12 protein-coding genes are annotated in these 26,207 nt (G+C 74.3%); 5 read left to right on the forward strand and 7 right to left on the reverse strand.

The window, feature by feature from the left end; translation table 11 throughout:
- From ACH4C6_RS05215 to ACH4C6_RS05245, 7 genes are all read right to left on the reverse strand, one after another.
- Window positions 1-7,737, reverse strand: a complete 7,737-nt coding sequence (locus ACH4C6_RS05215) for an amino acid adenylation domain-containing protein (protein WP_398107150.1) — start codon at window positions 7,735-7,737, stop codon at window positions 1-3.
- On the reverse strand, window positions 7,734-15,536 hold the full coding sequence (locus ACH4C6_RS05220) for an amino acid adenylation domain-containing protein (RefSeq protein ID WP_398107151.1): 7,803 nt from the start codon (window positions 15,534-15,536) through the stop codon (window positions 7,734-7,736). Before ACH4C6_RS05220 ends, ACH4C6_RS05215 begins: the two co-directional genes overlap by 4 nt.
- 41 nt (window positions 15,537-15,577) lie before the next feature.
- On the reverse strand, window positions 15,578-16,762 hold the full coding sequence (locus tag ACH4C6_RS05225) for an NAD(P)/FAD-dependent oxidoreductase (RefSeq protein WP_398107152.1): 1,185 nt from the start codon (window positions 16,760-16,762) through the stop codon (window positions 15,578-15,580).
- Window positions 16,763-16,801: 39 nt separating this feature from the next.
- Complete coding sequence (locus ACH4C6_RS05230; protein ID WP_398107153.1) at window positions 16,802-17,035, reverse strand: acyl carrier protein; 234 nt, start codon at window positions 17,033-17,035, stop codon at window positions 16,802-16,804.
- 34 nt (window positions 17,036-17,069) lie between these two features.
- Entirely contained in the window at window positions 17,070-18,653 is a 1,584-nt protein-coding gene (locus ACH4C6_RS05235) for an amino acid adenylation domain-containing protein (protein ID WP_398107154.1), read from the reverse strand.
- A gap of 87 nt (window positions 18,654-18,740) precedes the next feature.
- Entirely contained in the window at window positions 18,741-19,466 is a 726-nt protein-coding gene (locus ACH4C6_RS05240; RefSeq protein ID WP_398107155.1) for an LmbU family transcriptional regulator, read from the reverse strand.
- A 59-nt stretch (window positions 19,467-19,525) separates the two neighbouring features.
- Window positions 19,526-19,741 (reverse strand): MbtH family protein, encoded by a 216-nt coding sequence (locus ACH4C6_RS05245; RefSeq protein WP_398107156.1) that lies wholly within the window; start codon window positions 19,739-19,741, stop codon window positions 19,526-19,528.
- A gap of 738 nt (window positions 19,742-20,479) precedes the next feature.
- Between ACH4C6_RS05245 and ACH4C6_RS05250 the strand changes: the two genes are divergently transcribed.
- From ACH4C6_RS05250 to ACH4C6_RS05270, 5 genes are read left to right on the forward strand one after another with little or no spacing between them, the layout of a single operon-like run.
- The gene (locus ACH4C6_RS05250; RefSeq protein ID WP_398107157.1) at window positions 20,480-21,658 is read left to right on the forward strand and encodes a serine hydrolase domain-containing protein; all 1,179 of its coding nucleotides are present in this window, start codon (window positions 20,480-20,482) and stop codon (window positions 21,656-21,658) included.
- Window positions 21,659-21,714: 56 nt separating this feature from the next.
- Window positions 21,715-22,743: an N-acetyl-gamma-glutamyl-phosphate reductase gene (gene argC / locus ACH4C6_RS05255; protein ID WP_398107158.1), complete on the forward strand. Its 1,029-nt coding sequence runs from the start codon at window positions 21,715-21,717 to the stop codon at window positions 22,741-22,743.
- The gene (argJ, locus tag ACH4C6_RS05260) at window positions 22,740-23,891 is read left to right on the forward strand and encodes a bifunctional glutamate N-acetyltransferase/amino-acid acetyltransferase ArgJ (protein ID WP_398107159.1); all 1,152 of its coding nucleotides are present in this window, start codon (window positions 22,740-22,742) and stop codon (window positions 23,889-23,891) included. Before argC ends, argJ begins: the two co-directional genes overlap by 4 nt.
- On the forward strand, window positions 23,888-24,805 hold the full coding sequence (gene argB, locus ACH4C6_RS05265; RefSeq protein WP_398107160.1) for an acetylglutamate kinase: 918 nt from the start codon (window positions 23,888-23,890) through the stop codon (window positions 24,803-24,805). Before argJ ends, argB begins: the two co-directional genes overlap by 4 nt.
- Window positions 24,802-26,019 carry an acetylornithine transaminase gene (locus ACH4C6_RS05270; RefSeq protein ID WP_398107161.1) on the forward strand — a complete coding sequence of 406 codons (1,218 nt, stop codon included), beginning with the start codon at window positions 24,802-24,804 and terminating at the stop codon, window positions 26,017-26,019. Before argB ends, ACH4C6_RS05270 begins: the two co-directional genes overlap by 4 nt.
- The last annotated feature ends 188 nt before the right edge of the window (window positions 26,020-26,207 follow it).

The raw sequence follows: 26,207 nt of genomic DNA on the forward strand, positions 1-26,207 counted from the left end.
TCACTCCTTGGTGAACATCTGGCGCATACTGGGGCGACGGGGAGCGGCCGATGCCTCCGACCACGCGGCGAGCGCGGCGACCGTCGGCTGGTCGAAGACCTGGCGGATGGGTATCTCGATGCCCAGCTCCGCGCGGACCCGGCTGATCAGGCGGGTGGCGAGCAGCGAGTGCCCGCCGAGCGCGAAGAAGCCGTCGTCCAGGCCCACTCGGGTCACGTCGAGCACCTCGGCGAACAGCTCGGCCAGGGCCTTCTCGCGCGGGGTGCGGGGCTCGCGGTAGGGGGCGGAGGTGAACTCGGGCTCGGGCAGCGCGGTGCGGTCCAGTTTGCCGTTGGGCATCGACGGCAGCCGGTCGAGCAGCACCAGCGCGGAGGGCACCATGAAGTCCGGCAGCCGCTCGGAGACGGCGTCGCGCAGCCGCTGTGCGGTGGTGGCCCGTCCCGAGGGGACGACGTAGGCGACGAGCCGCTTGCCGGAGCCGGTGCCCCGGGCCACGACGGCGGCCTGGGCGACGTTTGGGAGCGCGGTGAAGGCCGCCTCGACCTCGCCGGGCTCGACCCGGAAGCCGCGGATCTTGACCTGGGTGTCGGCGCGGCCGGCGTACTCCAGCAGGCCGTCGGCGTTCCACCGGGCCAGGTCGCCGGTGCGGTACATGCGCGATCCGGGCGGTCCGTAGGGGTCGGCGACGAAGCGTTCGGCGGTGGGGGCGGCGCGGTCGTGGTAGCCGCGGCCCACGCTGCCGCCGACGTACAACTCGCCGACGGTGCCCTGCGGCAGCGGGCCGAGGTGCGGCCCGAGGACGTAGGCGCGCATGTTGCCCAGCGGCGTGCCCACGGGGGCGTTGCCCGGTCCGGTGCCGTCGGTGAGGGTGCAGGTGGTGGCGTAGAACGACTCGCTCTGCCCGTAGGCGTTGACCACGCGCACCCCGGGGAAGGCCTTGCGCACCTGCTCGACGAGCGCCAGCGGCAGGGCCTCGCCGGCGAAGACGAGCGTCTCCACGCGGGTGCGGTCCGCGATCCGGTCGACGAGTTCGGCGAAGGCGGAGGGCACGGTGGAGACGACGGCGCCGCTCCAGGCCGCGCGCTCCCCCAGCGCCAGTACGTCGCGGACCAGTTCGACGACGCCGCCGGTGGCGAGCGTGGTGAAGATCTCGAACGCCGAGACGTCGAAGGCGACCGAGGTGCCGGCCAGCATCCGCTTGCCCGGTCCGAGTCCCACACGCGAGGCGAGGCGCAGCACGCCGTTGACGACGTTGGCGTGGGTGATGGCGACGCCCTTGGGTGTGCCGGTGGAGCCGGAGGTGTACATCACGTAGGCCAGTTGCTGCGGGTGGACCCGCGGCAGCGGCCCGGTGGGCCCCCGGGTGAGGTCGAGGGTGTCCAGGAGCAGGTCGGGGGTGTGGTGCGGCGGCAGGGTCGCGGCCGTCGCGGTATCGGTCAGGACCAGGTGGGGCCGTGCCTGGCCGAGGATGTCGCGCAGGCGGGCGCCCGGGTAGCGGGGGTCGGCCGGCAGGTACGCGCCGCCGGCCCTCAGCACGGCGAGCAGGGCGACCACCAGGTCCGCCGACCGGGGCAGGGACACCGCCACCAGGGACTCCGGGCCCGCGCCCCGGCGGACGAGTTCGGCGGCCAGGCGGCCGGCGCGGGTGTCGATCTCCCGGTAGGTGAGCGTCACGCCCTCGGCGGCCACGGCGACCTCGTCGGGGGTGCGTTCGGCCTGGGCCCGCACGAGCGCGTCGACGGTGGTGTCGGGGGTGGGAGCGGCGGTGTCGTTGACCGTGGTGAGCAGCCGGTGGCGTTCGGCGGGGTCGAGGATCTCCAGCTCGGCGGCGCGCAGGCCGGGGGTGGTGGTGAGCTGCTCCAGGACCCGGACCAGGCGGGTGGCGCAGGTCTGCGCCGTCGCGCGGTCCAGGACGCCCTCTGCGTACTGCAGGGACAGCCGGAGGTGCGGTTCGACCAGCGCCATGAGGGTCAGCGGGTAGTGGGTGCCGGTGTCGGCGCTCATGCCGGTGAGGGTGATCCCGGCGGTGGCGTCGAGCGCGGCGCCGAGGCCCTCCTGGTCGACCGGGTAGGACTCGAAGACGACCAGTGTGTCGAACAGCGACTGCAGGCCGGTCGCCTGCTGGATCTCGGTGAGGCCGTGGTGGTGGTGTTCCAGCAGGGCCGCCTGGCGGTCCTGGAGCCGGGTGAGGATGTCGGCGAGGGTGTCGCCGGGGGCGTGGCGGACGCGGACCGGCAGGGTGTTGATGAACAACCCCACCATCGACTCCACGTCTGTCACGGCGGGCGGGCGTCCGGACACGGTGGCGCCGAGGACCACGTCCTGGCGGCCGGTGAGACGGCCGAGCAGCAGCGCCCAGGCGCCCTGGATCAGGGTGTTGACGGTGACGCCCAGCGCCGCGGCGCTGCGGCCGATGCCGTGGGCCAGCTCCGGCGGCAGCGCGAGCTCGACGCGGCCGAGTCCGGCGTCGCGCGCGTCGCGGGCGCCGGGGAAGAGCAGGGTGGGCTCGTCGAGGCCCTCCAGCTCGGCCGCCCAGGCCCGGGCCGACTCCTGGTGGTCCTGGCGGGCGCGCCAGGTCAGGAAGTCGCCGTAGCCGCGCGCGGCCGGCAGGGCGCCCCGGTCGCCGTTGTGGGCGTAGAGCAGCAGCAGGTCCCGCATCAGCAGGGGCGTGGACCAACCGTCGAACAGCACGTGGTGGGCGGTCATCACCAGTTCGCTGCGGTCGGGGCCGAGGACGGCGAGGGACAGCCGGAACAGCGGTGGGGCGTCCCGGTCGAAGCGGGCGGCCCGGTCCTCGGCGAGGAACCGTTCGAACGCCTCGGTGGGTGTGCTCTCCCCGGCGGTGGTCAGGTCGAGGTGCCGCCAGGGCAGGGTCACCTCCTGCGGGATCACCTGCACCACCTCGCCGTCGGCCCGGTCGGCGTAGGCGGCGCGCAGGTTGGGGTGCCGGTCGAGCAGCGCCTGCCCGGCGCGGCGCATCCGCTCGGCGTCGACGGCGCCGCCGAGGTGGAAGACCATCTGCATGTGGTAGGCGTCGAACGACGACGGTCCGGCGAGCAGGGTGTGGAACAGCATCCCCGACTGGGCCGGGGTCACCGGCCACACGTGGCTCAGCGGGCCGAAGCGGGCCTCCCAGGTGTCGATCTCCTCCTGGCTCACCTCGGTCAGGGGCGCGTCGCTGGGGGTCAGCCCGCCGGCGCCGGGGCTGCCGGTGTGCCGGGCGAGCGCGGTGAGGGCCTCGACCCAGTGTCCGGCCAGTTCGGTGACCTCCTCGCGGGAGAGCACACCGGTCGGGAAGCCGAACCAGGCCTGCAGTTCGTCGCCCTCGGGGCCGGCGGTGGCGACCGCGTTGATCTCCAGCGCGGACAGCACCGGCATGTCCGGGTCCGGTGCGGCGATCAGCTCCCCGTGGGTGGTGTCCGGGGTCCAGCCCAGGCCGCGCAGGTGCTCGGGGATGTCCGCGGCGGAGGACCTGCCGAGGTAGTTGAAGCCGATCTGGGGCGGGCGCATGCCGCCGAGGGCGGCGGCGGTGTCGGCGTTCAGGTGGCGCAGCAGGCCGTAGCCGAGGCCGTTGCCGGGCAGGGCGCGCAGTTGCTCCTTGACGGCCTTGACGGCCCGTCCGGCCGCGGGGCCGCCGGCGAAGGCGTCCGCCACGTCGATGCCGGACAGGTCCAGGCGGACCGGGTACATGGCGGTGAACCAGCCGACCGTGCCGGACAGGTCGGCGCCGGGCACCAGTTGCTCCTCCCGGCCGTGCCCCTCCAGCCGGACGAGCGCGGTGGAGCCGGGCTCGCCGCGCGTGCGGCGCCGGCGCAGCAGGGCCAGCGCCAGGGCGGCCAGCAGCCCGTCGTCGGCGCCGCCGTGGAAGAGCGCGGGCACCGTGTCGAGCAGTGTGCGGGTGACGTCGGCGGGGATCCGGACGCGGACGGTGTCGACGGTGGCGGCGACATCGCGGGCGGGGTCGAGTGCGCGTGCGCCGAGCGGCGCCTCCTCCCCGCTCAATATGGCCTGCCACAGGGGCAGTTCGGCCTCCCGTGCGGGGGTGGCCGCCTCGTCGGCCAGCGCGTGCGCCCAGCGGCGCAGTGACGTGCCCGGCACGGCCTGCCGCTCGGGCAGGCCGTCGCGGACCCGCTGCCAGGCGGACACCAGGTCCGGCAGCAGGATCCGCCACGACACCCCGTCGACGACGAGGTGGTGCAGCACGATCAGCAGCCGGTCCGCTTCGGTGGCGGAGGTGAACCGCACGAACTGCGCCATGACGCCCGTGTCGGGGTCCAGCCGGCCGGCCGCCGCGTCCAGTTCGGCCTGCACGTCGGCGCCCTCGTGGGGGACCTCGCGCAGCAGGGGTTCGGCGTCGACGCTGCCGGGCGGGGCCATGTGCAGGCCCGGCCCGGTGCGCTCCAGGCGGGACCGGAGGACGTCGTGGCGGTCGAGCACGGCCTGGAGGGTGGCGGTCAGCCCGGCGCGGTCGATGCCCTCGGGCAGGACCAGCAGCGCCGACATGCAGAACCGGCCGATGCCGCCGCCCAGTTCGAGGACGTGCGCCGCGGTCGGCGGCAGCGGGCAGCGGCCGGTGCCGCCGCCGGGCAGCTCGGCCAGGCGCACCGGCTCGTCCTGCCGGCGGCCCTCGACGAGTTCCGCGAGGCGGAGGACCGTGCGGTGCTCGAAGATCTCCCGCGTGCTGACCACGACGCCGCGGGTCCTGGCCCGTGCGACGACCTGGATGGAGCGGATGCTGTCGCCGCCGCTGGTGAAGAAGTCGTCGTCGACGCCGACGCGTTCGGTGCCGAGCACGTCGGCGTACACCTCGGCCAGGATCCGCTCGGCCGGGGTGCGCGGTGCGCGGTACTCGCCGCCGGTGAACCGCGGTTCGGGCAGAGCCGCCCGGTCCACCTTGCCGCCGGCGGTCAGCGGCAGCCGGTCCAGCACGACGAGCAGGGCGGGCACCATGTAGTCGGGCAGCCGCGCGGCGGCGAACCGCCGCAGGTCGGCCACGTCCGGCAGGGAGGCGGGTGCCGCGTCGTCCGGTCCGGGACCGGCGGGGGCGACGTAGCCGACGAGCCGGGCGGTGCCGGCGGGGTCGCGGTGCACGGTGATCGCGGCGTGGCCGACCGCCGGGTGCCGGGTCAGGACCGTCTCGATCTCGCTCGGCTCGACGCGGATGCCGTTGACCTTCGTCTGGGCGTCGGCGCGGCCCGCGTAGACGAGCCGCCCCTCGCCGTCCCACCGTGCGAGGTCGCCGGTGCGGTACATGCGGGCGCCGGGCTCGCCGAACGGGCAGGGGACGAACCGCTCGGCGGTGGCACGGGGGGCGCGGTGGTAGCCGCGGGCGAGCCGCCCGGCGACGTACAGCTCGCCGGTCACGCCGGGCGGCACCGGGGCGAGGTCCGGTCCGAGGACGTGGGCGCGCATGTTGGCCAGGGGCCGTCCGACGGGGACGGGGCCGGGGGCGTCCGGCTGCTCGGGCAGGGTGTGGGTGGTGGCGTAGAAGCTCTCGGTCTGACCGTAGGCGTTGACGATGCGCACGCCGGGCAGGGCGTCGCGCACGGCGCGGGCGAGGTCGGCGGTGAGGGCCTCGCCGGCCAGGACGACGGTCCGCACGTCGAGGCCGCGGCCGGGGCCGGCGGGGAGCTGGTCGAGCAGGGCGGCGAACACGGTGGGCACGGCGCTGACGGTGGTGCCCGACCAGGAGCCGCGTTCGGCGAGTTCGAGGACGTCGCGGACGACCTCGACGGTGGCGCCGGTGGTGAGGGCGGTGAAGATCTCGAACACGGACACGTCGAAGGCGACCGACGTCGCGGCGAGCATCCGCGAGCCCGCCGCCACGCCGACGGTGCGGGACAGGTCGCGTACGCCGTTGACGACGGCGCCGTGCGGCACGGCGACGCCCTTGGGCGTGCCGGTCGAGCCGGAGGTGAACATCACGTAGGCCAGGTCGTCGGCCGAGAGCCGCACGTGGGGCGCGCCCGGGCCGGGGGTGTCGAGGTCCACCTCCTCCAGGCGCAGCACCGGTGCCGCGCAGCCGGCCACGGTGGCCGCCGCGTCGCCGCCGGTGAGCACCAGCGCCGGACGGGCGGCGTCCAGGAGCCGGCCGGTCCGTGCGGACGGGTGGGCGGGGTCGACCGGCAGGTGGGCGCCGCCGGCCCGGAGCACGGCCAGCACCGCGACCACCAGGTCGGCGCAGCGCGGCAGCGCCACGGCGACCAGCACGCCGCGCCCGACGCCGTGCTCGCGCAGCACCGCGGCGAGCCGGTCCGCACGCCGGTGCAGTGCGCGGTAGGTCAGCGAGGTGTCACCGCACACCACCGCGGTCGCGTCGGGGGTGCGGGCGGCCTGGGCGGCCACCAGCTCCACCACCGTCCCGGCCGGCAGGGGGGCCGCCGTGTCGTTGACCCGGGCCAGCAGTGCGCGTTCCTCGCCGGTGCGCACGTCCACGGAGGCCAGCGGGGTGGCGGGGTCGGCGACGACCTGCCGCAGCAGGCGCACGAAACGGTCCGCGATCGCCTCGGCCGTGCCGTGGTCGAACAGGTCGGCCGCGTACTCCAGCCGCCCGTACGCGCCGCCGTCCGCCTGCGGGACGACGTTGACGAACAGGTCGAACTTGGCGGTGCCGGTGTCCGCGGCCACGGGCGTGACCCGCAGCCCGGGCATCTCGATGGGCGGCCACACGAACTGCCAGGCCAGCATGATCTGGAACAGCGGCTGGTAGGAGGTCGCCCGTTCGGGGCCCAGCAGTTCCACCAGACGCTCGAAGGGGACGTCCTGGTGGTCGTAGGCGGCCAGGGCCTTGTCCCGGACCTGTTCGAGCAGTTCGCCGAAGGAGGGGTTGCCCGACAGGTCGGCGCGCAGCACCCAGGTGTTGACGAAGAACCCGATCAGGTCGTCGAGTTGTTCGTCGGCGCGGCCTTCGATGGGGCTGCCGATGGTGAGGTCCGTGCCGCCGCCCAGCTTGTGCAGCAGCACGGCCAGTGCGGCCTGGGCGGCCATGGGCGGCGTGGCGCCGCGCTCGGCGGCGAGACGGCCCAGCCCGTCCAGCAGTTCGGGTTCCAGTGCGAAGGAGACGTGCCCGCCGCGGTGGCCGGACAGGGTCGGGCGCGGCCGGTCCAGGGGCAGCTGGACGGGTTGCGGCACCCCGTCGAGTTCGCGGCGCCAGTAGTCGATCTGCGTCGCGGCGACCGACTCCGGGTCCGTCTCGTCGCCGAGCACCTCGCGCTGCCACAGCGTGTAGTCCTTGTACTGCACCGGCAGCGGCTCCCACTGCGGGGCGCGGCCGGACCGGCGGGCGGTGTAGGCCGACACCAGCCCGTGCAGGAACGGCGCCATGGACGCGCCGTCGACGGCGATGTGGTGGAACACGAACGCGACGACGTGCTCCTGCGGGGACACCCGCAGGACGGTGGTGCGCAGCGGCAGCTCCCTCTCCAGGTCGAAGCCCTCCGCCAGCACCTCGCTCAGCGCGGCGTCCAGCGCCGATGCGGTGACATCGGCCACCCGGAAGTCGACGGCCGCCTCCTGCGGGGGCAGGATCCGCTGTTCGGGCGTGCCGTCGGCGTTCTCCGCGACGAGGGTGCGCAGCGTCTCGTGGCGGGTGACGACGTCGGTGACGGCCGCGGCCAGGGCCGCCGTGTCCAGCGGCCCTTCCAGACGCAGCACGAAGGGGATGGTGTAGGTCGCGGACGGGCCTTGCAGACGGTGGAGGAACCACAGCCGGCGTTGGGCGAACGACAGCGGAATCATCGGCGCGCACTCTCCTGCACGGTCATCTGGCGCAGCTGGGGGCGGTTCTTCTTGGGCGGCCGGGAGCCGTCCGCGGTCAGTTCTTCGATGCGCTCGGCCAGTTGGGCGACCGTCGGGTTGCGGAAGACCATCGTGACCTTGGAGTCGACGCCGAACCGGTTGCGGATGCGCCCGCTGAGCCGGGTGGCCAGCAGGGAGTGGCCGCCGTGGCCGAAGAAGTCGTCGTCGATGCCGATGTCCTCCTTGCCGAGCAGGTCGGCGAACAGGGCGCACAGGGCTTCCTCGGTGGCGTTGCGCGGGCCGCGGCCGGGCTCGGCCCGGCCCTGGTCGGGGGCGGGCAGCGCGTTGCGGTCGAGTTTTCCGCTCGGATTGACCGGGAGCGCGGCGAGCGGCACGATCGCCGACGGCACCATGTAGTCCGGCAGGCGCCGGCGCAGCAGTTCCGCCAGGGGCGCGAGGTCGAGCCCGGCCGGGTCGGCCTTGCCGGCCGGCACCACGTAGGCGACCAGCCGCTGGTCGCCGGGACGGTCCTCGCGGGCCAGGGCGACCGCCTGGGCCACGGCGGGGTGGTCGGCCAGGACGTGCTCGATCTCGCCCAGCTCGATGCGGAAGCCGCGGATCTTGACCTGGAAGTCGGTGCGCCCGATGTACTCCAGCCGGCCGTCCTCGCGCCAGCGCACCAGGTCGCCGGTGCGGTACATCCGTGCGCCCGGTGCGCCGAAGGGGCAGGCCACGAACCGTCCGGCGGTGAGGTCGGGGCGGCCCTGGTAGCCGCGGGCCACGCCGTCGCCGGCGATGTACAGCTCGCCCTGCACCCCGCGCGGGGCGGGCCGCAGGTGGGCGTCGAGCACGTACAGCCGGGTGTTGCCGAGGGGGGTGCCGATGGAGGGGGCCGGGGCGTCCGCCTCGACGGGCGCGGCGGTGGACCAGATCGTCGTCTCGGTCGGGCCGTAGACGTTGGTCACCTCCTCGGCCTGGGCGGCCAGGGTCCGGGCGAGTCGCGGCGGCAGTGCCTCCCCTCCGACGAGGACGCGCAGGCCGGTGGCGCCGTCGGGTTCCTCCAGCAGCAGGATCTGCCAGAACGCCGGGGTGGCCTGGACGACGGTGACCCGGTGACGGCGCATCAGCTCCCGCAGGGCCGAGGGGTGGGAGACGGTGTCCTTGCCGGCGAGGACGACCGCCGCCCCGGAGATCAGGGGCAGGTACAGCTCCAGTCCGGCGATGTCGAAGGACACGGTCGTCACCGCGAGCAGCCGGTCGGAGCCGGTCAGCGGGAGGCGCCGCCGCATGGTGGCCAGGAAGTTGGCCAGCCCCCGGTGGGTGACGGACACGCCCTTGGGCCGGCCCGTCGAGCCCGAGGTGTAGATGACGTAGGCCGCGGCGTCCGGGTGGACGGTCACCGCCGGCGCGGTGGCCGGGTGGCCCGAGCAGTCGGCCTCGGCGAGGGTGTCGGCGTCCAGGACGAGGGTGGGGCGGGCGTCCTCCAGGATGTGCTCGATGCGCGCACGCGGGTGCCCGGGGTCGATCGGGACGTAGGTGGCGCCTGCCTCGAGCACCGCCAGCAGCGCCACGACGAGCTGCGCCGAGCGCGGCAGCCGCACGGCCACCAGCGACTCGGGTCCGACGCCGTGGTCGATCAGCCAGTGGGCCAGCCGGCCGGCGCGCTCGGTGAGCTCGGCGTAGGTGAGGCTGGTGTCCTCGGCGGCGACGGCGAGGGCCTGCGGGGTGGCCTCGGCCTGCCGGTGCACGGCCTGGACCAGGCCGCCCTCCTCGAGAGCCGGTTCGGCGGTGTCGTTCACCTGGTGCAGCAGCCAGTGCCGCTCCGCCTCCCCCAGGACGTCGAGGTCCCCGAGGCGGGTGGCCGGGTCGGCCAGGAGTCGGTCCAGGATCCGGACGAGCCGGGCTGCGATCTCCTCGGCGGCCGCACGGTCGTAGAGGTTGTTCTGGTAGTCCAGGGACAGCCGCAGGTAGGGGTCGGAGGAGTTGAGCGTGAGCGGGTAGTGGGAGCCGGCGAAGGGGCGGATGCCGTCGATGGTGAAGCCTGCCGAGGTGTTGGCCTCGACCATGCCCTCGCGGTCGATCGGGTAGTTCTCGAAGACGATCAGTGTGTCGAACAGGGCGGGCAGTCCCACGCTGCGCTGGATGTCGGCCAGCCCGTAGTGGTGGTGGTCGAGCAGCGCGGTCTGGCGGTCCTGAAGGTCGGTGATGACCTCGCCCATGGTCAGGGCCGGGTCGCAGACCACGCGGGTGGGCAGGGTGTTGATGAACAGGCCCACCATCTCGTCGGAGCCGGCCAGGTCGGCGGGGCGGCCGTTGACGGCGGCGCCGAAGACCACGTCGTGCCGGCCGGTGAGCTGCGACAGCAGGATCGCCCACGCGCCCTGCAGCAGGGTGTTCAGGGTGACGCCCAGGCCGGCGGCGCGGCGGGCGAGGTCGCGTCCCTTGTCGACGGACAGCGGCACCTCGACCCGGCCCAGGGCGGACGCCGTGCCCTTCAGGGCGGCGTCGGGGGCGACGAGGGTGGGCTGGTCGAAGCCGTCCAGCTCGGCCTGCCACCGTTCCCGGGAGGCGGTCTGGTCCTGGGTGGCGAGCCAGGCCAGGTAGTCGCCGTAGTTGCGGACGGGTGTCAGTTCCCGGCTGCCGGAGTACAGGCGGATCAGGTCGGTGATCACCATGGGCGAGGACCAGCCGTCGAACAGGGTGTGGTGTGCGGTGACGACGAGCTTGGCCCGCTGCGGCCCGCAGGTCAGCAGCGCCAGGCGGATCAGTGGCGGGCGGGCCGGGTCGAGCTGGTCGGCCCGGTCCTCGGCCAGGGTCCGGTCGAGTGCCTCCTCCTGCTCGGCCTCGCTCGTCCCGGTCAGGTCCAGGTGCCGCCAGGGCAGGTCGACGTGGTCCGGCACGACCTGCACCGGTTCGCCCTCGTCGGTGGTGAGGAACGCGGCGCGCAGGTTGGGGTGCCGCCGCAGGAGGGCTTCCCCGGCGGCCCGCATGCGCAGGGGGTCGACGTGCCCGGACAGGTGCAGCGCGAACTGCATGTGGTAGACGTCGAAGGACCCCTCGGCGAGGGCGGCCTGGAACTGGATGCCGGACTGCCCGGGTGCCTGCGGCCAGATGTCGGTCAGCCGGCCGTAGCGCTCCTCCCACGCCTCGATCTCGTGCTGCCGGACCGGGACCAGCGGCGCGTCGGCGGGGGTGAGCCCGCCGATGCCGGGGCGCGCGGCGTAGGCGGCCATGCCCCGCAGCACGTCGGTCCACAGCTCGGCCAGCCGGGTGGTGCGCTCGCGGGACAGGACGCCGGTGGGGAACATGAAGGCCGTCCGCAGCCGGGGTCCGTCGGGGGTGTCGGTGGCGACGGAGTTGACCTCCAGGGTGGACAGCGCCGGCAGGTCGGGGTCGGGCAGGGCGATCAGTTCGGCCGACCAGGACGCCGGTCCCCATCCCTCGGCGCGCAGGTGCTCGGGCACGTCGGAGTCGGAGATGCGGCCGAGGTAGTTGAACCCGATCTGCGGGGCCGGCAGGTCGGCGAGCTGCTCGCCGGTCTCCTGGTTCAGCCAGCGCAGCAGCCCGTAGCCGAGGCCCTTGCCGGGGACCGCGCGCAGTTGCTCCTTGACCAGCTTGACGGCCTGTCCGGCGGCGGCGCCGCCTGCCAGCACCTCGGCGAGGTCCACCTCGCGCACGTCGACGCGGGCGGGGTACATGCTGGTGAACCAGCCGACGGTGCGGGAGAGGTCGGCGCCGGGAACGGCGTCCTCCTCACGGCCGTGGCCCTCCAGGCGGACCAGGGTCGAGGTGTCCGCGCCGCGCCAGCGGTGCACCGCCAGGGCGAGGGCGGCGAGCAGCACGTCGGTGCCGGTGCCGCGGAACGCCGTGGGCAGGGTGGTCAGCACCGCCTCGGTGAGGTCGGCCGGCAGGTCCACCCGGACGGTGTCGACCGTGGACCACACGTCCGACGCCGGGTCGAAGGGCCGGGTGCCCAGCGGCGGGTCGGACTGCTCCAGCACGTCCTGCCAGTGGGCCAGTTCCGCCTCGCGCCGCGGGGAGTACGCCTCGTCCTCCAGCGCCGACGCCCAGCGCCGGGCCGAGGTGCCGGTCTCCGGCAGTTCGGGCGCCCTGCCGGAGCGGACCTGCTGCCAGGCCTCGGCGAGGTCCGACATGAGGATGCGCCAGGAGACGCCGTCCACGACCAGGTGGTGCAGCACCATCAGGAGCCGGCCCCGGCCGCTTCCGGGGGCGAACCAGACGAAGTCCGCCATGGTGCCGGTCTCGGGGGCCAGGCGCCCGACGGCGGCGTGCAGTTCGGCGCGGGCCGCCTCGAGTGCGGCCGGCCCCTCGAGTCCTCCGGCGCAGTCGACCCGCCGGATCAGGTCCGCGGCGCGGACGGTGCCGGGCTCCCCCACCTCCAGGCGGGGCTCGTCCCCGGGCACCAGCCGGGCCCGCAGCAGGTCGTGCCGGTCGAGTACGGCGTCGAGGGTCGCGGCGAGACCGTCGGCGTCGATGCCGTCGGGCAGGTCCAGCATCATCGACATGGCGAAGCGGTCGGAGCCGCCGCCGTGCCGGAACACCTCGCGGGCCACCGGCGGGAGCGGCACGGGGCCGACGGCGCCTCCGTCGAGTTCGGCGAGCACAGGTGTCCGGTCGCGGCGGTCGGCGGCCACTTCGGCCAGCCGGGCGGCGGTGCGGTACTCGAAGATCTCCCGGGTGGTCAGGTCCAGGCCCTTGGCGCGGGCGCGGGCCACCACCTGGAGGGAGCGCAGGCTGTCCCCGCCGACGGCGAAGAAGTCGTCGTCGGCGCCGACCCGGTCCACGCCGAGGACGTCCGCGTAGGCGGCGGTGATGATCTTCTCGGCCTCGGTGCGGGGCTCGCGGTAGGTCTCACCGAGGAACTCCGGCTCGGGCAGCGCCGAGCGGTCGAGTTTGCCGGTGGGCCCCAGCGGCAGGGCGCCCAGGGCGACGAACGCCGAGGGCACCATGTAGTCGGGCAGCCGGGCCGCGGTGAATGTGCGCAGTTCGGCGGCGGAGGCGCCGGCCTGCACGTCGACGTCGCCGATGCCGCCGGATCCGTCGTCGCCGACGGCCCCCTCGCCGGTGTGCACCACGTACGCCACGAGCTGCCTGCCGCCCGCGGGCAGCTCACGGCCGATCACCACGGCCTCGCTGATGCCGGGGTGTGCGGTGACGACCGCCTCGACCTCGGCCGTCTCGATGCGGAAGCCGCGCACCTTCACCTGGCCGTCGCCGCGCCCGACGCACTCCAGCCGGCCGTGGGCGTTCCAGCGGGCCAGGTCACCGGTGCGGTACATCCGTTCGCCGGCCGGGCCGAAGGGGGCGGGCACATAGCGTTCGGCGGTCAGGCCCGGGCGGCCCTGGTAGCCGCGGCCCACGCAGGCCCCGGCCACGTACAGCTCGCCCACCACGCCCTGCGGCACGGGGGCCAGGCCCGGGCCGAGGACGTAGGCGCGCATGTTGCCCAGCGGGGTGCCGATGGGGGCGACGTCGCCGTCCGTCCACTCCGCTCCGGGGGGCCGGGAGCAGGTGGTGGCGTAGAACGTCTCGCTCTGGCCGTAGGAGTTGACGATCCGCGCCCCGGGCAGGGCGTCGCGGAGCTGCCTCACCAGCCGGGCGGGCAGCACGTCGCCGGCGAGGACGACGGTGCGCACGTCGGGCGCCTTGTCGAGGTGGCCGGCCAACTCGCCGAGCACCGACGGCACACCGCTGAGGATGTGGCCGTCGATGCCGTCGCGTTCGCCGAGCGCGAGGGCGTCGGGCAGGAGCTCGGCCGTGCCGCCGGTGGTGAGGGTGGTGAGCAGCTCGAACACCGACACGTCGAAGTTGACCGAGGTGCCGGCCGGCATCCGCCAGCCGGGCGGGGTGTCCAGGACGCGCACCAGTTCCCGCAGGCCGTTGACGACGTTGCGGTGGGTGATCGCCGCGCCCTTGGGGGTGCCGGTGGAGCCGGAGGTGTACATCACGTACGCCAGGTTGTCCGGGGTCAGCGGCGCGGTGCGGTCGGTGTCGCGCGGTGACCGGGCGGGTGTCCGCCAGGCGGCCCGGTCGTCGACGTCGACGGGTGTGAGGCCGGTCTGCGGCAGGTCGCGCCAGGTGGCGGTGTCGCTGACCGCGAAGCGGGGACGGGCCTCGCCGAGCACGGTCCGTGCCCGTGTGCCGAGGTACCGCGGGTCCATCGGGACGTATCCGGCGCCGGACTTGAGGATGCCGAGCAGTCCGGCGACGAGGTCCTCGGTGCGCGGCAGGGCCAGCAACACCAGGTCCTCGGGGCCGGCTCCGCGCTCGATCAGCTCCCAGGCGACGGCGTCGGCCCGCCGGTCCAGCTCGCGGTAGGTCAGGGTCCGGCCGTCGCACACCAGGGCCGGGGCCTCGGGGGTGGCGGCGGCCTGCTGCTCGAACAGCTCGGGGATCGTCGCCTCGGGCAGGCGGGCGGTGGCGCCGGCGGCCCGGGCGAGCCACTGGTCGCGTTCGGCGGTGTCCAGGACGTCGACGGTGGCGACGGCGCGGTCGGGGCCGGCCACGAGCCGGTCCAGGACGCGGACGAACCGCTCGGCGATGCCGCGGGCGGTGTCCCGGTCGAACAGGCCGGTGGCGTACTCCAGTCGGCAGTCCGCCCCGCCCGCCCCGTCGGGCAGCAGGTCGAAGAAGAGGTCGAACTTGGCGGTGCCGGTCTCCAGCCGCTCGACGTGCACGGCCAGGCCGGGCAGGTGCAGCGGCGGCACGGGCGGCTGCCAGGAGAGCATGACCTGGAAGAACGGGTTGTAGGCGGTGGAGCGGTCGGGGTTGAGCAGCTCCACCAGCCGCTCGAAGGGCATGTCCTGGTTGTCGTAGGCGGCCAGGGACCGTTCCCGCACCCGGCGCAGCAGGTCGCGGAAGGTGGGCTCGCCCGACAGGTCGACGCGCAGCACCCAGGTGTTGACGAAGAACCCGACCAGGTCGCGCAGGTCCTCGTCGGTGCGGTCGGTGATCGGCGCGCCGATGGACACGTCGTCGCCGCAGCCCAGGTGCTGCAGAAGCACCGCGAGGGCCCCGTGCATGACCATCGACACCGTGGTGTCCAGCTCCGCGGCCAGCTTCTCCACGTTCTCCAGCAGGCCGGGATCGAGGCGGAAGGGGATGCGGTCGCCCTCGGGGCTCATCACCCGGGGGCGGGGGCGGTCGGTGGGCAGCGGGAGCGGCTGCGGCAGGTCGGCCAGGGTCTCGCGCCAGTAGTGCAGTTGACGCGCGGCGAGGCTCTCGGGGTCGGACTCCTCACCCAGCAGGTCGAGTTGCCACAGCGTGTAGTCCGCGTACTGCACCGGCAGCGGCTCCCAGGCCGGGGCCCGGCCCTGTCTGCGGGCCGCGTAGGCGGTGGTGAGGTCGCCGAACAGAGGCCCGAAGGACTCGCCGTCCACGGCGATGTGGTGCGCGACGACGACGAGGGTGTGGTCGTGCGGCGCGCTGCGCAGCAGGCGGGCGCGCAGGGGCGGGTCGGCGGCCAGGTCGAAGGTCTCGGTGGCCACCTGCTCCACGGCCGCCGCCCGCTCGTCGCCGGTGACGTGGAGGACGGGCAGGACGAACGGCCGCTCCCCGGGGGGCAGGACCCGCTGGTGGGGCACGCCGTCGTCGCCCTCGACGATCACGGTGCGCAGGACCTCGTGCCGCCCGACGACGTCGTCGAGCGCCGCGGCGAGGGCGTCCACGTCCAGCTCGCCGGTCAGCCGCAGGGCGAACGCGCCGTTGTAGGTGGGCGAGGGGCCTTCGAACCGGTCCACGAACCACAGCCGGCGCTGCGCGAACGACAACGGGATCATTGTGTCTCCAAAATCGGCGAACCAGTAAGCGGGGTCGTCGCTCAGCTGTCGAGGAGGGTCAGGAGTTCGTCGTTGTAGAAGTCGTCGATGGAGATGGCCCCGGACAGCGTGGAGAAGTACCGGTCGATGTGGTCCTGGTGCCCGACCAGCTTGCGGAGCATCTCCGTGCGGCCCTCGGGTTTGAGCTCGGCCACGTTCAGCGCGCCCTGGTAGTGGTTGAGGGCCTCGTTGCCCAGCTCGTTCTCGTAGCGCCTGAGCGCCGTCGCGAGCGCGGCGTCCTCGTGCAGCCGGTCGCCGACCAGGGTCGTGAGGGACTGCGCCTGGACGAAGGCCTCGGTGATGCCGCGGGCGGTGATGGAGTCCTTGTGGTTCACCGCGTCGCCCACCAGCACCCAGCCCGGTCCGTAGGCCTTGCGGAAGTAGTTCTCCTGGTGGCCCGTGCCGTACAGCTGTTCCTCGCGCCTGCCGGACTGCATCCGCTCGTACAGCTGGGGGGCGGTGGTGCGGAAGGCGTCGAGGTAGGCGGGCTCGGCGTTCCTGCGGACCTGGTGGTAGTCGGCCTGCGGGAAGTACGCCATGAGCAGGGTGAGGTCGTCGTTGGTGGGCAGCACGCCGATCCAGCGGCCCGGCCGCTCGTACAGCTCGAAGTCGGCCGGGACGCCCGACCAGTAGCTGTAGTAGGTGGTGGTCATGCGCGGGTGCTCGACGACGTTCTCGGCGCCGGCCTTGCGGGCCACCAGCGAGCGCATGCCGTCGGCACCGACGACCAGGCGCGCGCGCTCGGTGGTCTCGGTGCCGCCGGGCGTGGTGCAGCGCACCCCGACGACCCGGTCGCCCTCCCACACCAGGTCCTTGACCGCGCAGCCCTGGCGGAAGTCGACGCCGGAGGCGACGGCGCCCTCGGCGAGGATCGGGTCCAGGACGTAGCGGCGCGGCGCGTACGTGGTCCTCAGGCCGTCGATCGGCAGGGAGAAGCCCTCGATGCGCACGTCGGGGCCCTGGTAGATCTGGTGGGTGATCGGCTGGGCGCCCGAGGCGCGCACGCGGTCGAGCAGCCCCCACCGGTCGAGCAGTGCCACGCCCTGCATGTGCAGGTAGTGCGAGGAGAGCGTGTCCTGCGGGAAGCGCGCTTTCTCCAGCAGCAGCACGCGGTAGCCCTGCCGCGCGAACAGCATGGCGGTCGGCGATCCCGCACAACGGGCACCGATGACAATGACGTCGTACATGGCGCGCCTCTCTTGCCGGTGGTTCCCGGCACGGAACGGCTACGGCGCGGTGGCCGCGGCCTGGGATTCGATGTAGGCGGAGATGGACGCCACCGTCGGGTTGAGGAACATCTGGTCCATCGGCACCTCCACGCCCAGTTCCTCGATGTAGGCGCCCTGGATCCGCACCATGACCAGGGAGTCGCCGCCGAGGGCGAAGAAGTCGTCGTCGGGCCGGATGTCGTCGCGCTGGAACTCCCGGCGCCAGATGGCGCCCACGCGGTCGGCAGTCATCGCTGTCCTCTCGGTTGTCGTTCGCGGCCGCCGGCTAGGCCGCCGTGCCGCTCTCGGCGCGGGGCGGGCGGCAGAGCTCGGCCAGGGCGGCGCGGTCGACCTTCCCGTGCGGGCTGAGCGGGAGCCGCGCGATGGTCAGGAAGCGGGCGGGGACCATGTTCCGCGGCAGCGTGCGCAGCAGCCGCGCGCGTACGTCGTCGGCGTCGAGACCGTCGCCGGCGGGGACGAGGAACGCGGTCAGCTCGGCGTCTCCGGCGCTGTCGCGGGTGACCGCCACGGCGGCCTCGCGCACGCCGTCCAGCCGGGCGAGGGCGCGTTCGACGTCGGTGGGGTCGATGCGCATGCCGCGCACCTTGACCTGGGCGTCGATCCGGCCCAGGACGACGAGGTCGCCCGCCTCGGTCACGTAGCCGCGGTCGCCGGTGCGGTAGATCGCGACCTGCTCGCCGCCGGCCTCGACGGTGGTGAACCTCCCGTTCTCGGGACCGGCGTTGAGGTATCCCGCGCCGACACCGGCGCCGGCGATGCAGATCTCGCCCCGCTCCCCCGGCGCGACGTGGCGGAGGTCCTCGTCCAGGAGGTGGATGTCGGTGTTGTAGGCGGGCCGGCCGACCGGCGGGACGTCCTGCTCGCCGGGCCGGTGGGCGGCCAGGTCGTAGGAGGTCGCCACGTCGGTGCACTCGGCGACGCCGTACTGGTGCAGCAGCGTGCAGGTGTTGTCCTCGCGCCGTGCCCAGTCGGCGAGCCGTTCGGCCTTGAGCGCCTCACCGCCGAACAGGACGTGGTCGAGACCGGCCAGGGCGTGGCCGCCGCGGGCCTTCTCCCAGTCCACCAGCACGTACAGGGTGCTGGAGGCGCAGTGCACCACGCGGATGTCGTGCTCGCTCAGCAGGCGGTAGGCCATCATGGCGTCGAAGTTGCGGCTGGCCGGCAGGTACTGGGTGGCGCCGCAGAACAGCGGGGTCATCAGGGCGCGCTGGGACAGGTCGAAGCCGAAGGCGCTGACCACGAGGTTGTGCGATCCGCTGTGCAGGCCGTACTCCAGTTGCAGCCAGTTCATGAGGTTGAACCAGCCCTCGTGGCGCACGGCCGTCAGCTTCGGTGTCCCGGTGGAGCCGGAGGTGAAGACGGCGTAGCACACGTCGTCGCCGGTGACGTCGGTGCCGGGCGCGGTGGCCGGCAGGTCCGCCAGCCGGCCGGCGAGCTGTGCGAGGTCGACGCTGTCCACGTCCGCGGAGCTGACCATCGCCGTGGTCGCCGGGGAGGTGACGATCAGGGCGAGGCCGGGGACCTGGCCGAGCAGCAGGTGCAGGCGGGCCGGCGGGTAGGCCGGGTCGAACGGCACGTAGGCGGCGCCCGCCTTCAGCGTGCCGAGGATGGCGACGAGCATGTCGGGCGAGTAGTCGAGGCAGACGCCGACCTTGGCGCCGCGGCCGTGTCCGCGGGCGCTGAGGAAGTGCGCGAAACGGTTCGCCTCCGCATCCAGCTGCGCGTATGTCAGCTGCCGGCCGGCGTGCACGACGGCGACGGCGTCGGGGGTGGCGGCCGCGTGTTCCTCGAACCGCCGGTGGACGACGGGCGCGGAGGGCAGGGCGACCCGCTTTCCCTGAAGGATCATCAACTGGCTCCGTTGTGAGGGGTGTCCGGTCGGACGCTCCGCCGGGCGCGCGGGCTCGGGCGGTGGTGCCGCTGGGCGGTGGTGGCGCTAGGCGGTGCGCCGTTCGGCGGCGGGGAGGTCGGCGCTCTCGAGCATCCGGGCCGCCCACTGGGCGACGGGCAGGCCGTGCGCGGCAGCCGCCTTGGCGCAGTGGTCGAGCTGGGCCGCGGACAGCTCGATGGTCAGGGTGGTGACCTTCTGCCGCCGCTTGCCGGCCGCCGCACCGGCCAGCCGCGGCACCTCCCGCTGTTCGTCGGCGCCGCCCTCGGACGCCTCGGCGGTGCCGTTCTGCACGGCCAGGCCCGCGCGGACCGCCCGGCGCAGTTCGTTGCGCGACCACTTCTGCTGCTCGGCCTTGCGCAGCCAGTAGTCCTGTTCCGGCGGCGACAGGCGGGTCACCTCGGCGTGGTGGGCGAAGCTGAGGCCGTCGCGCCTGCGGTGGTGCTCGAAGCGCCGGGCCACCCACGCGTAGTTGCGCAGGGTCTGGTAGTCCAGCCCGGTCCGCTCGATGGCCTCCTTGTACCGCCGCCAGCCGTAGGTGGTCTCCCCGTAGATCAGCCAGTCGGCGAGCCACCACGCGGAGGAGTTCACCAGCTCGCGCAGATTGCTGCCGATGCGCTCCCAGGACCGCTCCGGCAGGTTCTCCGGGAAGATCATCCCCGTCGTGCGCACCGTGGCCTGGGACCCCACGAAGGGCAGCACCACATCGCGCTGCGCGGGCTCACCACGACCCGCCGCAGATCTCGCGCTCGGGGGTTTCACAGCGCTGCTCACCACCTTGTTCTCCTTACTCAGAGTGCTTGCTGGAACGTGCGGGGCCGACGGCGCGGCGCTCAGTCGGCCGCCATGGCCTCCCGCAGGCTCCTGGGGCGCAGGTCGGTCCAGTTCTGCTCGACGTACTCCAGGCACTCGGGCCTGGCCGCCTCGCCGAAGACCACCCGCCAGCCGGCGGGCACGTCGGCGAACGCCGGCCACAGCGAGTGCTGCTCCTCGTCGTTGACCACGACGTAGAAGCGGCCGTTGTCGTCGTCGAAGGGGTTCGTGCTCACCTGGGCACCGTCCTTGGTCGTCAGGGTGTGACTGGGGTCGGGATGTCGCCGGGCCGGTGCGGGACGGCACCGGGCGGGGCCGCGGCCGGTCTGTCCGGTCGACGGGACACTGCCTGTCCGGTCGACGGGACACCGGGCGTCGGGGGCGGCCTCGGCGTTGCCACGTCACCGTAGGGACTCGGCCGCCGGCGCTTCAAGGGCGGACAGGCCCCTGTGCGAACGGCTGCCACGACCGGCTCGACAGCCGCTCGATCGCCTGTACTTCACCCCGGCCCGTGTGCCAGCATTCCGCCCTGTCGCCCGTACAACGACCCGGGCCGGCGGCCGCACGACACGGCTGCCGGGGCGTTCCCGGGCGCGATCGCACGACTGCGGACCGGCCCCGCGCGCACGGTCCCGTCACTGGTTCGGGCAGCCGTAAGCGGCCCCGACGGCCCGGGCCGCGGGCGCGGTCGTCGCAGCGCTGAGCCCTCCGCCGCGGCGCACGCCACGGCCGGGGCCGTGACGCCACCCGGCACGAGCGGCACGCCCGCCCGCGCCGCCGCGCCGGCCAGCTTCCACACGCACACAGCCGTCCGCCGTTCCGCTGTGCCGCACCCGCCCGGAAACGCCGCGACGGCGGAGCCGCCCCGGGCGGCCGGCGACGCGGCGCAGGGCGAGCCACCCGCCCGGGGTGCACCCGGGCCACGGACGACCTCGGTCGATGACGCACCACGCACACAACGGGGAGTGGGGAACATGACGATACGGACGAGGCCGAGAGCCGGCCTGGCCGCTCTGGCGGCCGTGCTGATCACGGCCACGGCGCTGACGGGCACCGCCCGGGCGGCCCGGGACACGCGTGCCGGGGGCGCCGGGCACGAGGGGACCCGGCAGGCCATCGAGGCGGCCGTCCGGGCCGGGGTCCCCGGTGTCGCCGCCGAGGCACGGGACGCCGACGGTGTCTGGCGCACGGCGGTGGGCGTCGGCGACCTGCGCACGGGCGAGGCCCGCGGCGCCCGGGACCGTTTCCGCGTCGGCAGCATCACCAACACCTTCGTGGCGACGGTTTTGCTGCAGATGGCGGCGGAGGGGAAGCTGTCGCTGGACGACACCGTCGAGCGCCATCTGCCCGGCGTGGTCACGGGCAACGGCAACGACGGCCGCACCATCACCGTGCGCCGGCTCCTCAACCACACCAGCGGCCTGTTCGACTACCTCTCCGAGCCGGCCTACTACCGCACGTACGTCCTGGGCGACGGCTTCCTGAAGCACCGGTACGAGCCCCTGACGGCCGGGCAGCGCCTGGACGTGGCGCTGGCCCACCCGCCGCAGTTCGCCCCCGGCGCCCGGCACGCCTTCTCCCACACCAACGACCTGCTGGCGGCGCTGATCGTCCAGAAGGTCGGCGGCACCTCCTACGAGAACGAGGTGCGCCGGCGCATCATCGAGCCGCTGGGGCTGAAGGCGACCTCCCACCCCGGCGCGGGCACCGGCCTGCCCCGGCCGAGCGGGCGCGGATACTCCAAGCTGTTCTTCGACACGCAGCCGGACCGGATCGACGACGTCACCGAGTTCCACGGCTCGCAGGTCTGGGGCGACGGCGACATCGTCTCCAGCAGCCGCGACCTGAACCGCTTCTTCCGGGCGCTGATGCGGGGCAGGCTGCTGCCGCCGCGGCAGCTCGCGGAGCTGAAGACGACCGTGGTCAACCCCGATCTGCCCATCTCCTCCTACGGGCTGGGCATCGAGCGGCTCGAGATGGGCTGCGGCGAGACGCTCTGGTACCACGACGGGGGCACGGTCGGCTCCCTCACGTTCGTCGCCACCACGGAGGACGGCCGTCACCAGCTCACCTTCAACTACAACGGCGACTGGGAGGTCTCCCAGCTGCTGCCCACCCTGAACGCCGAGTTCTGCGCCACCCCGTCCGGCTGACGCCGTGACACATCCCCCTCGACGTGTGAACGACCTGCCTGCCCCCAGGAGGGCTCATGACCGTGCGAGCAGCCGTCGCCGGAGCCGGCGGATATGCGGGAGGCGAACTGCTGCGCCTGCTGCTGGCCCACCCCGGCGTGGAGATCGGCGCGCTGACCGGCCACTCCGGCGCGGGCCGGCGGCTGGGTGAGACGCAGCCGCATCTGGTCCCGCTGGCGGGGCGGGAGGTGCTGCCCACCACCGCCGAGACCCTCGCCGGACACGACGTCGTCTTCCTCGCCCTGCCGCACGGCCGGTCGGCGCAGATCGCGCGCCGGCTCGGCGACGACACCCTCGTCGTCGACTGCGCCGCGGACTTCCGCCTGGCGGACCCCGCCGACTGGGAGACCTTCTACGGCACCCCGCACGCGGGCACCTGGCCCTACGGACTGCCCGAACTGCCCGGCGCCCGGGCGGCGCTGGCCGGTTCCCGGCGCATCGCCGTACCGGGCTGCTACCCCACCGCGGTGCTGCTGGCGCTGTTCCCCGCGTTCGCGGCCGGCCTGGCCGAACCCGAGGCGGTGGTGGTCGCGGCGTCCGGCACGTCGGGGGCCGGACGGGCACCCGCGGCGGACCTGATGGGCAGCGAGGTCATGGGCGCCATGCGGCCCTACGGCGTGGGCGGCGGCCACCGGCACACACCGGAGATGGCGCAGCACCTGGCTGCCGTGGCGGGCCACCGGGTCGCCGTCTCCTTCACACCGACCCTGGCGCCCATGTCCCGCGGCATCCTCGCCACCTGCTCCGCCGCCGCGCGGCCCGGGGTGGACGCGCAGGACGTGCGGGCGGCGTACGGCAAGTCGCTGGCCGACGAGCCGTTCGTGCGGCTGCTGCCCGAGGGGCAGTGGCCGAGCACCGCGGCGGTGTACGGGTCCAACACCGCGCAGGTCCAGGTGGCCCTCGACCCGGCCGCCGGGCGGATCATCGCGATCAGCGCCCTCGACAACCTGACCAAGGGCACCGCGGGCGGGGCCGTGCAGAGCATGAACATCGCCCTGGGCCTGCCCGAGCATCTGGGACTGTCCACGATCGGAGTCGCACCGTGAGCGTCACCGCAGCACGAGGTTTCACCGCGGCGGGCGTCGCCGCCGGCATCAAACCCGACGGCGCCCTCGACACGGCTCTCGTCGTCGGCACGGGGCCGCGGCGCGCGGCAGCGGGCGTGTTCACCTCCAACCGCGTGCAGGCGGCGCCGGTCCGGTGGTCCCGGCAGGTTCTCGCCGACGGCTCGCTGCGCGCGGTCGTGCTCAACTCCGGCGGCGCCAACGCCTGCACCGGCCCACAGGGCTTCCACGACACGTGTGCCACCGCGGAGCGGGCCGCCGAGCGGCTCGGCCTGGACGCCTGCGACGTGGCGGTCTGCTCCACCGGTCTGATCGGCGTGCCGCTGCCCATGGACCGGCTGCTGCCCGGCGTCGACGAGGCCGCCCTCCGGTTGTCGGTGTCCGGCGGCGAGGACGCGGCCCGGGCCGTCATGACCACCGACACCGTGCCCAAGACGGCCGCCCTGACCCGGGACGGCTGGACGGTGGGCGGCATGGCCAAGGGCGCCGGGATGCTCGCCCCGGGACTGGCCACCATGCTGGCCGTGATCACCACGGACGCCGACGTCGAGGCCGGTGTGCTCGACCGGGCGCTGCGGGAGGCCGTCCGGGTCACGTTCGACCGGGTCGACTCCGACGGCTGCATGTCCACCAACGACACCGTGCTCCTGCTGGCGTCCGGCGCCTCCGGCGTCACTCCCGCGTACGAGGTGTTCGCGCGGGCCGTGCGGGAGGTGTGCGCAGATCTGGCCGCCCGGCTCGTCGGCGACGCCGAGGGCGCGAGCAAGGAGATCCGCGTCGAGGTCGTCGGCGCCGCCGACGAGGACGACGCGGTCGAGGCGGGCCGCTCCGTGGCCCGCAGCAACCTCCTCAAGTGCGCCGTGCACGGCGAGGATCCCAACTGGGGCCGCGTCCTGTCCGCCGTCGGCACCACCTCGGCCGCCTTCGACCCGGACCGGCTGAGCGTCGCCGTCAACGACGTGTGGGTCTGCAGACACGGCGGGGTCGGCGAGGACCGCGCGCTGGTCGACATGAGCGGCCGCACCGTCCGCATCACCGTGGACCTCGCCGCCGGTCCGCACGGCGCCGTCATCTGGACCAACGACCTCACCGCCGCCTACGTCCACGAGAACAGCGAGTACTCCTCATGAGCGCTTCACCGCCCGCGCAACCGGTCCCCTCCTTCGTCGAGGCGCTGCCGTTCATGGCGCGCCATCGCGGCAAGACGGTCGTCATCAAGTTCGGCGGCCACGCCATGGTCGACGACGACCTGAAGACGGCCTTCGCCATGGACGTGCTGTACCTGCTGCACGCGGGGCTGCGCCCGGTCGTGGTGCACGGCGGCGGCCCGCAGATCAGCGCGCAACTCGGCCGCCTGGGGCTGGAGTCCCGGTTCGAGAGCGGGCTGCGGGTCACCACCGAGGAGACCATGGACGTCGTGCGCATGGTGCTCGCCGGGCAGGTGCAGCGCGAACTGGTCGGCCTGCTCAACGCGCACGGCCCGCACGCGGTGGGCCTCACGGGTGAGGACGCCCGTCTGATGACCGCCGTCAAGCGCTACGCGGACAAGGACGGCACGCCCGTCGACATCGGCCGCGTCGGCGAGGTCGCCCGGGTGGACGCCGGGATCGTGCGGGACCTGATCGAGCACGGCCGCATCCCGGTCATCTCCTCCATCGCCCGGCCCGAGGACGACAAGGACGCCGCCGAGGGCGGGGTGTTCAACGTCAACGCCGACACCGCCGCCGCGGCGGTCGCGGCCGCCCTCGGTGCCGAGATGCTGCTGATCCTCACCGACGTCGAGGGGCTGTACCGGAACTGGCCGCACAGCGACGAGGTGATCGGCCGGCTGACCGCCGGTGAACTGGCCGCGCTGCTGCCGGGGCTGGCCTCCGGGATGATCCCCAAGATGGAGGGCTGCCTGCACGCGGTGAACAACGGGGTGGGCAGCGCCCGCGTCGTCGACGGCCGGGTCGAACACGCCCTGCTCCTCCAGCTGTTCACCGGTGGCACCGGCACCGTCGTCGTCCCCGGCGACGTCGGTGCCCAGGGGGCGACGGCATGAGCGGCGGCGCGGATCCGGGCGGGGCCAACGCGGCGCTGACCCGCCGCTGGCGGGGCGCCCTCATGGACAACTTCGGCACCCCCCGGCTGCCGCTCGTCCAGGGCCGGGGCACTTGGGTGCGGGACGCGGAGGGCCGGGAGTACCTCGACTTCGTCGGCGGCATCGCGGTCAACGCGCTCGGCCACGCGCACCCCGCGGTCGTCCGGGCCGTGGGCGAGCAGATCGCCTCACTCGGGCATGTGTCGAACCTGTTCATCGCCGAGCCGACCGTGCGCCTGGCCGAACGCCTGCTGCGGCTGGCCGGGCGCGAGGGGCGGGTGTACTTCTCCAACTCGGGCGCCGAGGCCAACGAGGCGGCCTTCAAGATCGGCCGGCTGACGGGCCGCCCGCACCTGGTCGCCGCCACCGGCGGATTCCACGGCCGCACGATGGGCGCGCTGGCCCTGACCGGCCAGGAGGCCAAGCGGCGGCCGTTCCGGCCCCTGCCGGGCGACGTCACACACGTGCCGTACGGGGACGCCGACGCGCTGCGCGCCGCCGTCGGCACCCGCACCGCGCTGGCGGTGCTGGAGCCCGTCCAGGGGGAGAACGGTGTGATCGTGCCGCCGCCGGGCTATCTGCGGGCCGCACGCGAGATCACCGCGGCGAGCGGCACCCTGCTCGTGCTGGACGAGATCCAGACCGGCGTCGGCCGTACCGGGCGCTGGTTCGCGGCCGAGGCCGAGGGCGTCGAGGCGGACGTCGTCACCCTGGCCAAGGGCCTGGGCGGCGGGCTGCCGATCGGCGCGACGCTCGCCTTCGGCGCGGCGGCGGCCTTGCTGACGCCCGGCACGCACGGCTCCACCTTCGGCGGCAACCCCGTGGTGTGCGCGGCGGCCCTGGCGGTCCTGGACACCATCGAGGAGGCCGGCCTCCTGGAGGCCGTGACCCGCGCCGGCGAGCGGTTGCGCCGGGGCCTGCGGCTGCCGGCCCATCCACTGGTGCGGGAGATCCGCGGTGCGGGCCTGCTGCTGGGTGTCGTGCTCGGTGACGAGGTCGCGGCGCGGGTGCAGCGCGCGGCGCAGGACCGGGGGCTGTTGGTGAACGCGGTGGCACCGGACGTCATCCGGCTCGCCCCGCCGCTGACCGTGACCGACGGCGAGGTGGACGTGTTCGTCGACGGCTTGCGGGCAGCGCTGTCCGACGTTCTCGAGGAGACCCCGACCGCGGCTTGAGGGCGGTCCGAACGGCATCCGAGCCGGGCGCGGTCCCGCAGGCCGGGGCCGTGCCCGGCACGTCGCCGTCCGGGCCCCGCACCGGCGTTGTGCAGGGCCGATGAGGGGAAAGGCACCGGTGCAGCGCCCCATGCCACACAGACATCCGGGTGTGCAACCGTTCGAGTGCCGCTCCAGCCAAGGAGGCG

The sequence above is a fragment of the Streptomyces sp. NPDC017943 genome, from assembly GCF_044328425.1.
Taxonomy (GTDB): domain Bacteria; phylum Actinomycetota; class Actinomycetes; order Streptomycetales; family Streptomycetaceae; genus Streptomyces; species Streptomyces djakartensis_A.